Source organism: Pseudoxanthomonas sp., assembly GCF_036845285.1.
Taxonomy (GTDB): Bacteria; Pseudomonadota; Gammaproteobacteria; order Xanthomonadales; family Xanthomonadaceae; genus Pseudoxanthomonas_A.
Window position 1 is genome coordinate 119,137 of the sequence record NZ_DAIUEE010000009.1, and the last position, 14,794, is coordinate 133,930.

Sequence of the window (14,794 nt, forward strand, 5' to 3'; positions counted from 1 at the left end):
CCCTGACCCGACTTCGCGAACCCATGACGCTGGCGGGCGTGTTCACGCTCGCCGCCGTGGCCCTGGGCCTGCGCTTCCTGCCGGCGGAGGTGTTGCCCGCAGCAGCGGGTGCGCTGGCGGCATACGCGGTCGCCTTCCTGCTGCTGGCACTGACGCCGGAGCCCACCTGGCATCGTCGCAAACTGATCGCCCTGGCTGCGATGGCCGGTCTGGCGTTGCTGCTGGCGTCGCTCACGCCGCGATTGGGCGTTGCGCAGGTGTTGCTGGTCATCTGGGTGGCCTGTGCGGTCAACCTGATGTCGCCCCGGTGGGTGGTCGGCGTCGCGTTGTTGCTCAATGCCGCGTTCTACGCGCTGATGGTCCGTCACGAGTTCGGCGCGCCGGGCACGATGACACTGATCAACATGGGCTTTCAGGCGCTGGCCGGCCTGTGCGTCCACTACGCCCGCCGTGCCGAGGATTCCCGCGATGCGCTGGCGCGGGTCAACGCAGACCTGTTGGCCACGCGCGCGTTGCTGGCCGACAGCGCGCGCGATGCCGAACGCCTGCGCGTGGCGCGCGAACTGCATGACGTCGCCGGCCACAAGCTCACCGCGATGAAGCTCAACCTGCGTGCGCTGGCGAGCGATCCGATGCTGGCCGAACGGGAGGAAGTCCGCATCGCGCAGCAGTTGTCCACCGAACTGCTGGACGACATCCGCAGCGTCGTGCAGGCCATGCGCGATTCGCGCGGCCTGGACCTGCAGACCGCGATCCGTGCCCTGGCCGCACCGTTGCCGCGCCCGTCGCTGGTGCTGCATATCGAGGAAGGCGTGAAGGTCGATGACCCTGCGGTCGCCGAATCGCTGCTGCGTATCGTGCAGGAATGCCTGACCAACGCGGCACGGCACGCGAACGCGGACACCCTGACGGTGTCGCTTCAGAAGGGGGACGCAGGCATGCACCTGCAGATCGAGGATGACGGCAGGCTCAGAGGCATGCTGTGCGAAGGCAACGGATTCTCGGGCATCCGCGAGCGCGTGGCGGCGCTGGGCGGCGACCTGCGCCTGGGCAGCAGCGCCACCGGCGGACTGCGCGTGGACGTGAGGCTGCCCGCATGAGCGTGCGTGTCGCACTGGCCGACGATCAGGCACTGGTGCGCGCCGGCCTGCGTGCCCTGCTGAAGGCGCAGCAGGTGGACGTGGTGTTCGAAGCCGACGATGGCGCCGACCTGCTGGCGAAGCTGGAGGCGCAACCGGTGGACGTGGTGCTCAGCGACATCCGCATGCCCGGCGTGGACGGCATCGACGCACTGGTCCGGTTGCGCGGGCGCGGCGACCGCACGCCGTTCCTGCTGCTCACCACCTTCGATGACAGCGACCTGCTGCTGCGCGCGACCGAGGCCGGTGCGCAGGGTTTCCTGCTGAAGGACGCCGCGCCGGAGGACCTGCACGACGCCATCCAGCGCGTCGCCAACGGCGAGACGTTGCTGCAGCCGGTCAGTACCGATCCGGTGCGCGCGCGTTTCCGCTTCCGCGACGAGGCGCCGCCCACGGATACCTTCAGCGAACGCGAGGTCGCGATCCTGAGGTTGCTCGCCGGCGGTTATTCGAACAAGGAAATCGCCCGCACGCTGTTCCTCGCCGAGGGCACGGTGAAGAACTACGTCTCCACCATCCTCGACAAGCTCGGCACCCGCGACCGCACCCGCGCCGTGCTGAAGGCGATCACGCTGCGGATCATTTGACGCAGGCGGCTCCGTCTCTTGTGGGAGCGACGTAAGTCGCGATGCTTTTCACTCGCGCGTCATCGCGACTTACGTCGCTCCCACAACAGAACCCACTGGTCAGAACACCCACACCATCGCCGCGCCCGCCACCAGCGCCAGCATCAGGCCGGCGGACACGCGCAGCCCGTACGCCGCGCCTCCACTGATCCAGGCGATCACCGACTTCGCGGTCAGGCTCGCGGCGAGGAGAGCGAGCATCCACCAGCGCGCTTCGTCCGCTTCCAGTCCGCCGCGCGAGAACTGGTTGGCCAGCGTGGCGACGGCGGCGTGCAGTTCGGCCAGGGCCGACATCGCCGCCGCGGCCATCGCACCGCGCGGACCGATCCACGCCGCCAGCGCTGCGGCGACGAACGTCAGCGCCGCGACCAGCAACGCGAAGCCCAGCGCCTGGCCGAAACGGAACATGCGGCTTTCCGAGGTGGGCGGCTTCACCGTTTCCTCGCGACCCGCGCGCAGGCCAAGTAATCCCCCGCCCAGCAGCACCGCACCGATGGCGCACAGCTCCGGCAACAGGTCGCGCACCAGCGGCGGCGACACCGCCCACAGGATCGGCACGCACAAGCTCAGCGACGCCAGGTTGGACAGCAGCGCGGCCGCCACGGCCGAACGCATCAGCGCCGGGGTTTCCTTCGCCCGCTGGCCAAAACCGATCGTCGCGGCGGTCGACGACACGTAGCCGGCGAAGAAGCCCGCTGCCGCCAGCCCCCAGCGGTTGCCGACCACGCGCAGCACGATGTGGCCCAGCGCGCTGACTGCCATCACCAGCACCACCAGTTTCCAGATGGTGGCCAGGTTGATCGCCTCGAAAGGACCGATCGGGCGGTCCGGCAGGATCGGCAGGATCACCAGGGCCGAGGCCAGCAGCAGCAGGCCATCGAACACCTCGCGTTCGCTGAAGGTTTCGCGGGTCAGCGCGTGCAGCGGCTGCTTGGCGTACAGCAACACGGCGACCACGACCGCCACCCCGGTGGCCAACCCGGGAAACCGCAGGGCCAGCGCGCCCAGCAGGAAGGTCAGCACCAGCGTCACCTCGCTGGTCAGTCCCGGGTCGTCCTGCTGCGTGGCCCGGTAGGCCATGGCGGCCAGCACCCCCACCACGCCCAGGCCGACCGGCACCGCCACCGCTCCCAGCATCGCCGCGACCGCCGCCATCAGCGCCACCAGCGCGTGCGTGCGCAGGCCGGCGATGCGGTGTCCGCGGTCGCCGCTGCGTTCGCGCACCAGGCCGATCAGCAGGCCCAGGCCCAGGGCCGAAGACAGGGCCAGCCAGGTCTGCGGGGTCGTTTCGTCCATCCCTTGCTCCGTGTCCAGGATCGAAGGCGCGCCGATTGGTCTTGCATTGGTCTCGTCAACCCGGACAATGCGCGCCACCTCCGCCGTGGACCCCATCATGCCCGCTTCCGCTCCGTCCGCCGTCTCGCTGAGCCGCTACCTGATCGAGGAACAGCGCGCCGGCCGCATCAGCGCCGACCTGCGCCAGCTGATCGCGGTGGTCGCCCGCGCCTGCACCAGCATCTCCATCGCGGTCAGCAAGGGCGCGCTGGGCGGCGTGCTGGGCGACGCGGGCACCGGCAACGTGCAGGGCGAAGCGCAGAAGAAGCTCGACGTGCTGAGCAACGACATCCTGCTGGAAGCCAACGCCTGGGGCGGCCACCTGGCAGCATGCGCGTCGGAGGAAATGGACCACAGCCAGCCGATCCCGGACGCCTACCCGCGCGGCGGCTTCCTGCTGCTGTTCGATCCGTTGGACGGCAGCTCCAACATCGACGTCAACGTCTCGGTCGGCACCATCTTCTCCGTGTTGCGTTGTCCGGATGGCGTGACCAGGCCCGGCGACGAGCATTTCCTGCAGCCGGGACGCGAGCAGGTCGCCGCCGGCTACTGCATCTACGGACCCAGCACGATGCTGGTGCTGACCACCGGCAACGGCACCCACGCCTTCACCCTGGACCGCGAACAGGGCGCCTTCGTGCTGACCCAGCGCGACATGCGGATCCCGGAGGAGACGAAGGAGTTCGCCATCAACATGTCCAACCAGCGCCACTGGGAAGCGCCGATGCAGGGCTACGTCACCGACCTGCTCGCGGGCAAGGAAGGACCGCGCGGCAAGGACTTCAACATGCGCTGGATCGCCAGCATGGTCGCCGACGTGCACCGCATCCTGACCCGCGGCGGCATCTTCATCTACCCGTGGGACCGCAAGGACCCGGGCAAGGCCGGCAAGCTGCGCCTGATGTACGAAGCCAACCCGATGGGCATGCTGGTCGAACAGGCCGGCGGCGCCGCCAGCACCGGCCGCGAGGACATCCTGTCGCTGCGCCCCACCCAACTGCACCAGCGCGTACCGGTGTTCCTGGGCTCGAAGCAGGAAGTGGAAGCGGCGATCGGCTACCACCGGGCACACGACACTGCGGCGGCGTGACGGGAGCGGAGCCGGCGGCGGCTAGAATCCGGCCATGAGCACTGCCGCCCCCGACTTCATCGAGGTCTACCCCGACGCCCTGGATGTGGACACCTGCCGCGCCATCGTCGCGCGCTTCGAAGGCAGCGGACAGGACCAACCGGGCCGCGTCGGCGGTGGCCTCTATCCCGACCTCAAGCACAGCCGCGACATCAGCATCACCGGCCAGGCCGAGTGGCGCGACGTGGAGCAGCGCCTCAACCTGGCGGTACTTACCGGCCTGCAGCGGTACCTGCGCACCTATCCCTTCAGCCTGATCGCGCCGCTGATGCTGCAGCAGCCGGATGCGGAAGGGACGCTGCACCGGTTGCGCTACGACGATGTGGCGAACATGGACGACGCCGCGCTGATGAAGCTGGTGATGAAGGTCTTCGTGCCGGGCAAGATCAACCTGCAACGCTACGCCGCCGGCGAAGGCGGCTATCCGTACTGGCACTGCGAGCTGTTCCCGAAAGCGGCCGATGCGGAGACGCTCCATCGCCATGTGCTGTGGACGCTCTATCTCAACGACGGTTTCCGTGCCGGCGAAACCGAATTCTTCCACCAGCACCGCAAGATCGTGCCGCGCACCGGCAGCCTGCTGATCGCGCCGACGGCATTCACGCACACCCATCGCGGCAACCGGCCGCTCGACGGCGACAAGTACATCGCGACCAGCTGGGTGCTGTTCCAGCGCGCGGAGCGGTTGTACGGCAGCCGCTGAGCGGCGATCGGGCCATCACAGGCGACGTGCGTCGATGTCCGCGCGCAGGCGCCGCAGTGCCGCTTCCGCGTCGCCGACCACCACCGCGCTCGGCACGGCCAACATCAGGTTCAGCGGCAGGCCGAACTCTTCCATTTCCCAGCCTTGCGCATCGACACCGGCACGTTCGCCCAGGTACCGGGGACAGCGCCGACGGATGCGCTCGGCCAGGCTTCCGTCCTCCGGCACGTAGCCGTAGACGGGCTTGCCGCGCGCGATGGCATAGCCGACTTCGAAGCAGGTCCCGCTGTCCGGCTCCGCGCCACGAAAGAAATCGAGGTTGGCCAGCACGGCATCGGCCGCCTCCAGCAGGCCGAGGTCGGCGCGGTAGATCCACTGCGCGGTTTCCCGCGGATCACCGGTGGCATGGCCGGCGACCTGTGCATCCAACGGAAACAGGCCCTCGAAGCCGTAACGTGCGCACAGCACCTTGAGCCTTTCGCCGTGTGCCACGGCATCGGGGCGGAAGATGTCGGGACCGGCCAGGTAAAGCGACTGGATCATCGAAGGACATGCCGCAGGCGGAAGCGCGCATTGTCTGCATCGTGGCAACGCGTTCGATGTGACCGATCGTCGCAGCGATGGCGATGCGTCAGAACAGTTCGCCCTGCGACGATGGCGGGCGCGGCGGCACGAAGCGGCTGCCGTCGAGCGGCGGATGGCGCCGCCCTTCGAACCCGGACCGCTTCACCGCCAGCGCGAAACGTCGCGCCAGCAGGTCCGCGTAGACGCCTTCGCCACGGAGCCGTGCGCCGAAACGGCTGTCGTAGTCCTTGCCGCCCCGGAGCTGTTGGACCGTGCTCATCACGTGCGCCGCACGATCGGGCAGGTGCGTCTGCAGCCAGTCGCGGAACAGCGGCGCGACCTCGTGCGGCAAGCGCAGCAGTACGTAACCGGCGGCGGTGGCGCCTGCATCGCGTGCGGCATCGAGGACCGCTTCCAGCTCATGGTCGTTCACCCACGGAATCACCGGCGCGAACATCACGCCCACCGGCACACCGGCGTCGCTCAACCGCGCCATCGCACGCAGCCGGCCATGTGGCGCGGATGCACGCGGCTCCAACCGCGACGACAGCCCATTGTCCAGCGTGGTGATGGAAACGTACACGTGCACCAGCCGCTCGCGCGCCATCGGCGCCAGCAGGTCCAGGTCGCGCTCGATCAATGCGTTCTTGGTGATCAGTGAAAACGGATGCCTCGCTTCCGCCAGCACCTCGATGATGCGACGGGTCAGCTGCAGCTTCCGTTCGGTCGGCTGGTAGGCGTCGGTATTGATGCCCAGCGAGATCGGACTGACGCGATAACCCGGCTTCGCCAGTTCGCGCCGCAGCACATCCGGCGCGTTCGTCTTGGCGAAGATCTTCGTTTCGAAATCCAGACCTGGCGACAGGTCGAGATATGCGTGCGACGGACGCGCGAAGCAGTACGAACACCCGTGCTCGCAGCCACGGTAGGGATTCAGCGACTGCTCGAACGGAATGTCGGGCGACTGGTTGCGGGTGATGACGCTGCGCGCGGTTTCCTCGCGCAGCTCGGTCCGTGGCGGCGATGCGGGGTCGCCTTCGGTATCGGCGTCGTGCCAGCCGTCGTCGGTTTTCTCGGGCGTGGTCACGGCGAACCGGCCCGGCAGGTAGCCGGTGGAACCGCGTCCCTTGATGCCCGGGTGTTTCGGTGCGCCCATCGGCGCACCTTGAGGCAGCGGCGTCGCAGCGCCGGAGATCGCCGCGCCGGCCTACGGGCGGCGTTCGTCGAAGTGGGTGTTCAGTTCCATCACCAGCCGGCCGATTTCCGGGGTGATGCAGGTGTTGAACTGCGTGTGATCGGTGCAGCTGCCATCGATACGCGCCGCGCGCTCCTTCAGGCCGTAGCGCGCCAGCAGATTGCGCGCCTCGCGGAAACAGGTCTCGCCGCGCGAACCGACGCGCAGCGGCCCGTGCACCGTCATGCAATAAGTCATGGCAGTGGCCAGCGCGGCGGCATTGACCGCATACAGCGAGGCTCCCGGGGAGGACGAAGCATCCGCCGCGTTCTGCGCCCAGGCCGGACGCCCGACGACGAGGACGAGCAGCGCGGCGGATGCGAGCAGGGCGCGGTGGCAGGACGACATGCCGTTACTCCACCACATAGCCGCTCAGGCGCGCAGTGCCATCCTCGTCGATGCGCAGCGAGACCAGTTCGCGTATCGACCGGCCGCCGCTGGCCCGTGCGAGCAGTTCGACGCTGACGTAATGGCCTGCGGGGGCGCCCTGTCTGCCGTCGTGGAACTGGCGGCTCACCGACAGCCACTGGCGATCGGTCAGCATGCCGTGTCGCTGGCGCGCGGCCGTGATGCCCGCGATGAAGGCCTCGCGCGTGACCGCACGCTTCGCGACCGGCGAGGCGCCGTCCCACAACTCACCGGCCCGGCCGGCGTCGACCAGCATGGCGGCCTGGACGGCGGCATCGAGTACCGCGCTCGGGGCGAGCATGCGCGCGGCCGCCGGCGTCGCCGACGGGGATGGCGACTGTGCCCGGGCAGCGCCAGCCGGCACCGTCGCCAGCAGCACGGCCATCAAGCACGCCGTGAAGCCTTCAACGCGTGCCATGGGCCAGTACCTCCACGCGCCGGTTGGGTTGCTCGCAGGCGATCCTCGCGGGCGGCGGAAGCGCGGTGTCGCAGGCCTTCAGCGGTTGCGACATGCCTGCACCCAGCGCGGTGACCATGGCCGGCGCGACGCCATGTTCGATCAGCAGGCGGCGCACCGACAGCGCACGCTGCTGGGAGAGCGTGCGGTTGTAGGCGTCGCTGCCGAGCAGGTCGGTGTGTCCGATCACCTGCACGGACGCGACATCGCTGTCGTTCAGTTCGGCGGCGATCGCCGCGATCTGCTCGCGCCCGCCGGGCAGCAGGTCTTCGACGGCGTGGCGGTCGAAGGCGAACAGCGCATCGCCCGACAGTTCGAACCGGTTGGTCGCTGCCGCCGGCGCGGAGGCAGATACGTCCAGCAGCGCGGCGCATGCGGCGGGCGACCAGTGGAAGCTGCGCCCCGTGTAGTCGCGGTCGAACACGACCTTGTACTGGCAGGTGGTCACGCCCTGCGCCGTGCGGAAGTGGAACAGGTAGTTCCACTCGCGCGCACGCAGGCCTTCGCGGAAGTGCGGACGCCCCAGCAGATCGTACAACTGCGGCTTGGTGACCCCGGCACCGATGGCGCGCAGGTTGTCGCGGTTGGGGAACGTCCCGTCATCGAGCAGCACGTCGGCCGGATCGGGAAACACGACCTCGCCCACGTTGCCTGCAGACGAAAGGTCGCGGCTGACATGGCGCGTGCCGCACGCGCTCAACGCCAGCCCCGCGGCGCAGGCGATCCACAGCGGCACCGCAGGCCGGCGCTTGAACGACAGAAACATCAGCGGACTCCTTGGAGAGCGGAAGAGGCGGGTCATGCGATCACCACTGCAGGCCGGCGCCGACCGAGAAACCCCAGTCGCGCGTGGTATTGCCGGTGGCCTGCGCCTTGTAGACCCAGCGACCGTTGTCGGTGATCGTCGACAGGCCGAACGCCATGCCGTATTCGCCCTGGTAACCACCGAACGCGACCGACAGCATGCTCTTGCCGGGCAGGTAGGCCTGCGGCAGGCCGGCCATCGCCATCGCCGATGCGGTGCCGCCGCGATAGCCGCGTTCGAGGTTCCACATGTCGCCGTCGAACCGGGTGAAGCGGTCGTCCGTGTAGGCGTTGGCCTGGTTGATCGCGTAGTCCACGCCGGCATCGAGCTGGTTGACGTTCACCGCGTCGGTGCCGGCGATGCCGGGTGCCACGCCGCTGATCGTGCGGCCACCGATGTTCACTTCGCCGGTGGACGTGCTGCTGCCCACGTAGGCGGCGTTGTAGCCGCGCTGTGCGCCCACCGTGGTGGCCGAGCCGCGGCCGAGCGCGACGCTGTTGTCGTGGCTGGCGACGGCGCCCTGCCCGATCGCCGTGCTGTTGTCGCCGCTGGCCACGGACTGGTTGCCGACGGCCGTGCTGTTGTCGCCGCTGGCCACCGCGCCATTGCCGCCCGCGCTGGCGTTGGCACCGGTCGGCGCGGGCGCCACGTAGGTTTCTCCCTGCGTGACCTGGAACGGACCGCTGCCGCCGCGTTCGAGGTTCGTCACCCGGTTGTCGAACTGGTTCACCGTGGTGGTGAGACTGGCCACGCTGCCCTCGACATCGCCGACGCGTGTGCCCAGGTTGGTGATGTCGCCCTCGATGCGCACGATGTCTCCCTGGATGTCCGTGATGTCGCCGCGGATGTCGACCAGGTCGCCTTCGATGGTGGCGATGCGAGCGTCGGTGTAGGCGTTCGCCTCGTTGATTGCATGGGTGACGCCGCCCTGTAGCTGGCTGACGTTCACTGCGTCGGTCGCGGCGGAACCTGCGGCAACCCCGGTCAGCTGCCGCCCGCCGATGTTCATCTCGCCGCTGGAGCTGCTGCTGCCGACATAGGCGCCCTGGTAGTCGGCGCGCGCACCGACCGTGGTCGCCGAACCGGCGCCCAGCGCGATGCTGTTCTCGTGCGACGCCACTGCACCCGCGCCGATGGCGAGCGCATTCAGCGAAAGGGCCTGGGAATCGGCACCGAGCGCCATGCTGTCGTCTTCGGTCGCGCGTGCGCCACGGCCCATCGCGACCGCGTCCCGGCCATCCGATCCGGCATCCCTGCCCAGCGCCATGGCGTCTTCGCCGGTCGCGCCCTCGCCCAACTGGTTGCCGCCGCCCAGCGAGTTGACGCCGTAGTAGCGCGTTGGCGGTGTGAACCCGCTGGTGATTTCGTTGCGCACCTGGCGCAATTGTTCTTCCGTTGCGGCACGCCCCGCCGTGGCGAAGGTCGGATCGAACAGCGTCCTGTTCGACAGCCCGGCCAGGGTGTTGCTGGTACCACTCAGCACCACGTTGCCACTGGTCAATCCGCTGCCGGACAACACGGTGGTCGTGGTACCGCCGATGACGGTCAGGCCACCACTGCCGAGGGCCACGTTGGTGCCCACGGTGACGCCCGCATTGTTCAGCACCGTCTGGCCGGTGGTGACGCTGCCGGTGGCGCTCAGGTCCAGCGTGTCGCTCAGGGTGACGTCCACCACGCCGTCGTCGTCCACGCCGGTCTGCGACACCGCGATGTTCGCGTTGCCGCTTTCGAAACGAACCCGTCCGTCCGGGCCGATGTTGGCCGTGTTGCCGGCGGCGTCGGTCGCGTTCCAGCCGGCGTTGGCCACCTGGTCGACCCGTTGCAGCTGCTCTTCCGTCGCTGCGCGTCCTACCGTGGCGAAGGTCGGGTCGGTCAGCGTGGTGTTCGACAGACCGGTGACGTCATTGCTTACGCCGCTCATCACGACCGAGCCACTGGTGAGTCCATCACCATTGACCACGGTCGTCGTCGTGCCGCCGATCACGCTGAGGCCGGCGTTGCCAAGGGTCACGGTCGTACCCACCGCCACGCCCGCACCGTTCATCGTGGTATCGCCGATGGTCACACTGCCGGCCGCGGTCAGGTCCAGGGTATTGCTCAGCGTGATATCCACCACGCCGTCGTCGTCCACGCCCGTCTGCGACACCGCGATGTTCGCGTTGCCGCTTTCGAACGTCACCGTCCCGTTCGGGCCGATGTTGGTCGTGTTGCCGGCGGCGTCGGTCGCGTTCCAGCCGGCGTTGGCGGCGCTGCCTACCAGCGCAAGCTGGTCTTCGGTCGCCGCCTGGCCACTGGTGAAGTTGTCCGGATCCCACGTCGTGTTGGTCAAGCCGCCGATGGTGCCGGTGTCGCCGCTGATCACGATCGGGTTCGCGCCGCCCACCGAGATTGCATTGCCGCCGATAGCCGTGGTGCCGTTCGCATCGCTCACGCTGATCGTGCCCGCGCCCACCATGCTCGCGTTGCCCGCGCCGTCATCGACGGTCAGGCCATCGGTATCGAGCGTGCTGTCGCCGGCGGTCACGCTGTCGACGTCGAGGTCACGGTTGAGCGCAATTTCCACCGCGCCGTCATCGTCCACGCCGGTCTGCGTCACCGCCAGGTTGGCATCGCCCTGGAACGTCACCGTTCCGTTCGGGCCGATGTTCGCCGCGTTGCCGTCGGCATCGGTCATGTTCCAGCCGGCATTGGCGGCCGTGGAAACGGCGCGCAATTGCGCCACGTTGACGGCATCGGTGGCTTGCGTGCCAGCAGCGACGTTGGTGATCTGGCGCGTCTGGCCGGCGCCACCCACGCTGACCGCGGCCAGCGTGCTGGTCCAGGTGGCGGATGTGTCGGCCGAAGCCAGGCCGGTGCGCGGGTCGTAGCCCGCAACGCCCGCCGCCGTGGTAGCCACAGAGCGGCTGCCCAGCGCCACGCCGTCATCGACGCTCGCGATGGCGCGATAGCCGATCGAAATGGCGCGGTCGCCACTCGCGCTCGCGCCATCACTCATGCTCGTGGTGGTGTAGTCGCCGCCGCCAATGGCGATGGATTGCTCGCCGGTCGCTCGCGAGCCCCCGCCGATCGCCACCGCGCTTTCATCCTCCGCAGTGGCCAGCACACCGACGGCGGTCGAGGCCGCGCCGGAGGCCAGCGCGCTGCTGCCCACGGCCAGGCTGTCGGAACCCGATGCCCTCGACATGTCGCCGATGGCGATCGCCCAGTAGTTGGATGCGGTGGATCGCGTGCCGAGGGCGAGACTCAGGTACTGCGTGGCACGAGCGTTGTAGCCGATCGCCACCGCGCCTTCGGTGGCGCCGGTCCCGGTTGCCGTGGCGCCCGTGCCGATCGCGATGGTGTTCTGCGTATTCGCGCTGCTGTCGCCCACCGAGATGCTGCCGGTTGCGGCAGCCGTGGCGCCCCAGCCCATGGCGGTGGAACGCGCGCCTTGAGCTCGCGCCGCGTCGGCCGGCGCATCGGCGCCACCGATCGCGGTGGCGTCGGTAGCCGAGGCCGATGCGTTGCGGCCCACGGCGACGCTGTTGGCGGCCCCGGCCGTACTGTCGCCGACGGCGACACTGTATGTCCCCGCCGCACTGCTGCCGAAGCCCAGCGCCGTGCCAGCGACACCGGCCGCCTGGCTGGAAGCGCCTACGGCCGTGCCCTGCTGCGACGCGACGGCGCTGGAGCGGCCGATCGCCACCGCCTCGTCGGCCAGCGCCCGCGTGTCGCTGCCGATGTTGACCGCGTGGTTGTAGGACGCTGCCGTCAATCCGACGGGATTGCCGTTGGCATCGAGCTGCGCCAGCGTCCCGGCGTGATTGCCGATGGCCACGTTATGGATGCCCGTCACGAGCGCGCCCGCGCCCACGCCCTGGGCTACGTTGTAGCTGCCGTTGGCTGCCGCGTAGGCGTAGTTGCCGGCGGCCACGTTGAAGCTGCCCTGGCTCGTCAGACCCGCGTTGTAGCCCGCATAGGCGTTTCGGGTGCCGTTGGTTTCGGCGCCGGCCTGGTAGCCGACATAGGTATTCTCCGCGCCAACGCTCGTGGCGCCCGCATTGGCACCGACGAAGGTGGAGCGTGCGACGTTAGTGGCATTCATGCCTGCTTGCGAGCCGATCGCGACCGATTCCATCGACCCGTTCGCGCTGCCGCTCGAAGATGACAGCGCGCCTGCGCCGATGGCGACATCGCGCGCATTCGCGCGCGCCTCGTTGCCCATGGCGTACGCCAGCTCACCCAGGGCATCGGCGCCGGCACCCAGCGCCACGCTGTACCGGCCGGTCGCCACGGCCTGCAGGCCGATGGCGGTGGCGCTCAAACCGGTGGCCTGGGCGCGGTCGCCGATCCCCACGGACGATGAAGTGCCCGCGAGCACGTCGATGCCGATCGCGACCGCGCTCGTGCCCCCCGCCACCGCGCCCTGGCCACACGCGACCTGATCGCCCGCCGCACTGGCGTTGCCGACAGCGACACCGGTCGCCGGATCCCGGCACACGGCATCCAGCGCCAGCGCGCTGTCCGGACGGGCGCCAAGTGCCAGCAGCACCGCGGCGGCAACGGCGGTGAGGTGGCTGCGTCCTCCTGCCGATACCATGCGGACCGGCCCCACTCCTCCAGGCCGCTTGGCGAACTCCGACGCCACCACCCACTGGCCCAGCGTCGGACGCCAGACCTTGCGGAAGATCCTGTTCATGCATTCCCCCTTGCTTGCATCTCCGCGTCTTGCCGACACGCGAAAATATGTGATGGATGTCTCAAAACGCGCCTGTTTTGATCGTATTCGTGACAAGCGCGGGGCACAGGACATGGGAGCTGGGCAGGACCCCCTCCATCCACTCAGGGCGGTGCAAAGGGCACCGGACGCGACGGCATGGGCCGGCCACTAGAATCCGCACATGTCGGAATTCCTCAACGCGCTGCGCGAGGCCTGGTCCTCGCTTCCCCACCTTGGCTGGTGGATCACCCTAGCCTGGCTGCTGTACCTGGTGCCTCTGTGCACCTGGATCATCCTGCAGAAACGCGAACCGGTGGCCACACTCAGCTGGCTGCTGTCGCTGGCGCTGCTGCCCTACGTGGGCTACCTGATCTACTTCCTGCTCGGCCCGCAGCGCATCAAGCGGCACCAGCTGCGGCGCACCCGTTCCCGCGAAAGCGTCGAAAGCTACGAAGTCTTCGCGCCGTCCGATGGCAACAGTGCGGAACTGCCGATGCTGGCGCAGAAGACCACCGGGCTGCCGCCTTCCAGCGCCACGTCCGTGCAGCAGCTGGTCGACGGCTGCGCTACCTACCAGGCCATCCTCGACGCGATCGCGCTGGCCGGGAACCACATCCATCTCGAGTACTACATCTTCAACGGCGACCGCATCGGCCAGCGTGTACTCGAGGCGCTGGTGGTGAAAGCGCGCAAAGGCGTCAAGGTGCGCCTGTTGCTGGATGCCGTGGGTTCCAACCGCTTGAAGAAGCGCGCCCTGCACGCACTGGTCGCGGCGGGTGGGGAGTTCGCATGGTTCCATCCCACCCGTTTCCGGCCCTTCACCCGGCCATGGCTGAACCTGCGCACGCATCGCAAGATCGTCGTGGTCGACGGCCGCATCGCCTTCACCGGCGGCATCAACGTCACCGACGACGAAGACGAGTCCCTGCGCGACGATGCCTACCGCGACCTGCACCTGCGGCTGGAGGGCGAGATCGTGCGCAGCATCCAGCAGGTGTTCGTCGAGGACTGGGTGTACGCGACCGGGCAGCAGCGCAAGGATTTCCAAGGCACGCACCTGTGGAGCGCCAACGACGCCAATGTGCGGGGCGGCATCGCGGCGCAGGCGTTGATCTCGGGGCCGGATTCGGCCTGGGAACCGATCCACCGTGCGAAGGTGTCGGCCATCCACGAGGCGAAGCAGCGCGTATGGCTGGTCACGCCTTACTTCGTACCCGGTGAAGCGGCGCGCATGGCGTTGACGTCGGCCGCGCTGGGCGGGCTGGACGTGCGACTGGTGGTGCCCAAGGTCAGCGATTCACGGCTGGTGACGCTGGCGGCGCGCTCGTATTTTGAGGAACTGCTGGCCGCGGGCGTAAAGGTCTACGAATACGGACCGCGGATGATGCACAGCAAGGCGCTGTTGTGCGACGACGCGCTGGCGATCATCGGCAGCGCCAACTTCGACCACCGCAGTTTCCGCCTGAACTTCGAGATATCCATGATGTTCCGCGACCGCGGTGTCGCAGGCACGCTGGCGCAATGGATGGAAGGCGAGATCGCCAGCAGCCAGCGGGTGCGGCTCCAGCAGGCGCGTTCCCTCTGGCGTCACCGGCTACCGGAAGCGCTGGCCCGGTTGATGTCGCCGCTGCTGTGAAGCACGGCCGTTTTTGACGGGGGACGGAAACGGTAAGATGCGGCCACCAAGACCCGGGA

Annotated in this window: 12 protein-coding genes; 5 read left to right on the forward strand and 7 right to left on the reverse strand. The window is 68.7% G+C overall.

The features are described from left to right. Nucleotides 1–404 precede the first annotated feature (404 nt). Together V7060_RS18475 and V7060_RS12535 are read left to right on the forward strand one after the other, a co-directional pair. Nucleotides 405–1,100 (forward strand): histidine kinase, encoded by a 696-nt coding sequence (locus tag V7060_RS18475; protein WP_345786317.1) that lies wholly within the window; start codon nt 405–407, stop codon nt 1,098–1,100. Further along, nucleotides 1,097–1,726 carry a response regulator transcription factor gene (locus V7060_RS12535; protein WP_334179580.1) on the forward strand — a complete coding sequence of 210 codons (630 nt, stop codon included), beginning with the start codon at nt 1,097–1,099 and terminating at the stop codon, nt 1,724–1,726. Before V7060_RS18475 ends, V7060_RS12535 begins: the two co-directional genes overlap by 4 nt. A gap of 99 nt (nt 1,727–1,825) precedes the next feature. Here V7060_RS12535 and V7060_RS12540 read toward each other — a convergent pair whose 3' ends face one another. Next, nucleotides 1,826–3,061, reverse strand: a complete 1,236-nt coding sequence (locus tag V7060_RS12540) for a DUF4010 domain-containing protein (RefSeq protein WP_334179581.1) — start codon at nt 3,059–3,061, stop codon at nt 1,826–1,828. A 97-nt stretch (nt 3,062–3,158) separates the two neighbouring features. Between V7060_RS12540 and V7060_RS12545 the strand changes: the two genes are divergently transcribed. Both V7060_RS12545 and V7060_RS12550 read left to right on the forward strand, forming a co-directional pair. Next, nucleotides 3,159–4,190, forward strand: a complete 1,032-nt coding sequence (locus tag V7060_RS12545; protein WP_334179582.1) for a class 1 fructose-bisphosphatase — start codon at nt 3,159–3,161, stop codon at nt 4,188–4,190. Between the two features lie 34 nt (nt 4,191–4,224). Further along, a complete protein-coding gene (locus V7060_RS12550) occupies nt 4,225–4,932 on the forward strand; it encodes a 2OG-Fe(II) oxygenase (RefSeq protein ID WP_334179583.1) in 708 nt (235 codons plus the stop codon). A 15-nt stretch (nt 4,933–4,947) separates the two neighbouring features. Here the strand turns inward: V7060_RS12550 and V7060_RS12555 are convergent, their stop codons facing one another. The 6 genes from V7060_RS12555 to V7060_RS12580 all read right to left on the reverse strand — a co-directional run bounded on the left by V7060_RS12555 (nt 4,948) and on the right by V7060_RS12580 (nt 13,078). Further along, nucleotides 4,948–5,475 (reverse strand): nucleoside 2-deoxyribosyltransferase, encoded by a 528-nt coding sequence (locus V7060_RS12555; RefSeq protein ID WP_334179584.1) that lies wholly within the window; start codon nt 5,473–5,475, stop codon nt 4,948–4,950. Between the two features lie 88 nt (nt 5,476–5,563). Continuing rightward, entirely contained in the window at nt 5,564–6,652 is a 1,089-nt protein-coding gene (locus V7060_RS12560) for a PA0069 family radical SAM protein (RefSeq protein ID WP_334179585.1), read from the reverse strand. A 51-nt stretch (nt 6,653–6,703) separates the two neighbouring features. Continuing rightward, on the reverse strand, nt 6,704–7,078 hold the full coding sequence (locus V7060_RS12565; protein ID WP_334179586.1) for a hypothetical protein: 375 nt from the start codon (nt 7,076–7,078) through the stop codon (nt 6,704–6,706). A gap of 4 nt (nt 7,079–7,082) precedes the next feature. Beyond that, a complete protein-coding gene (locus V7060_RS12570) occupies nt 7,083–7,556 on the reverse strand; it encodes a DUF4019 domain-containing protein (RefSeq protein WP_334179587.1) in 474 nt (157 codons plus the stop codon). Further along, nucleotides 7,543–8,361, reverse strand: coding sequence for an OmpA family protein (locus V7060_RS12575; protein ID WP_334179588.1), 819 nt, complete (start codon nt 8,359–8,361; stop codon nt 7,543–7,545). Before V7060_RS12575 ends, V7060_RS12570 begins: the two co-directional genes overlap by 14 nt. Nucleotides 8,362–8,401: 40 nt before the next feature. After that, nucleotides 8,402–13,078, reverse strand: coding sequence for a YadA-like family protein (locus V7060_RS12580; RefSeq protein ID WP_334179589.1), 4,677 nt, complete (start codon nt 13,076–13,078; stop codon nt 8,402–8,404). Between the two features lie 202 nt (nt 13,079–13,280). Here V7060_RS12580 and cls point away from each other — a divergent pair, with 202 nt between their 5' ends. Then, entirely contained in the window at nt 13,281–14,735 is a 1,455-nt protein-coding gene (gene cls / locus V7060_RS12585) for a cardiolipin synthase (RefSeq protein WP_334179590.1), read from the forward strand. The last annotated feature ends 59 nt before the right edge of the window (nt 14,736–14,794 follow it).

Coding starts and splice junctions, on each gene's coding strand:
- V7060_RS12535 (WP_334179580.1), top strand. CDS start 1,097: ATGAGCGTGCGTGTCGCACTGGCCGACGATCAGGCACTGGTGCGCGCC.
- V7060_RS12555 (WP_334179584.1), bottom strand. CDS start 5,475: ATGATCCAGTCGCTTTACCTGGCCGGTCCCGACATCTTCCGCCCCGAT.
- V7060_RS12575 (WP_334179588.1), bottom strand. CDS start 8,361: ATGTTTCTGTCGTTCAAGCGCCGGCCTGCGGTGCCGCTGTGGATCGCC.
- V7060_RS12545 (WP_334179582.1), top strand. CDS start 3,159: ATGCCCGCTTCCGCTCCGTCCGCCGTCTCGCTGAGCCGCTACCTGATC.
- V7060_RS12560 (WP_334179585.1), bottom strand. CDS start 6,652: ATGGGCGCACCGAAACACCCGGGCATCAAGGGACGCGGTTCCACCGGC.
- V7060_RS12565 (WP_334179586.1), bottom strand. CDS start 7,078: ATGTCGTCCTGCCACCGCGCCCTGCTCGCATCCGCCGCGCTGCTCGTC.
- V7060_RS12570 (WP_334179587.1), bottom strand. CDS start 7,556: ATGGCACGCGTTGAAGGCTTCACGGCGTGCTTGATGGCCGTGCTGCTG.
- V7060_RS12540 (WP_334179581.1), bottom strand. CDS start 3,061: ATGGACGAAACGACCCCGCAGACCTGGCTGGCCCTGTCTTCGGCCCTG.
- V7060_RS18475 (WP_345786317.1), top strand. CDS start 405: ATGGGCTTTCAGGCGCTGGCCGGCCTGTGCGTCCACTACGCCCGCCGT.
- V7060_RS12550 (WP_334179583.1), top strand. CDS start 4,225: ATGAGCACTGCCGCCCCCGACTTCATCGAGGTCTACCCCGACGCCCTG.
- cls (WP_334179590.1), top strand. CDS start 13,281: ATGTCGGAATTCCTCAACGCGCTGCGCGAGGCCTGGTCCTCGCTTCCC.
- V7060_RS12580 (WP_334179589.1), bottom strand. CDS start 13,078: ATGAACAGGATCTTCCGCAAGGTCTGGCGTCCGACGCTGGGCCAGTGG.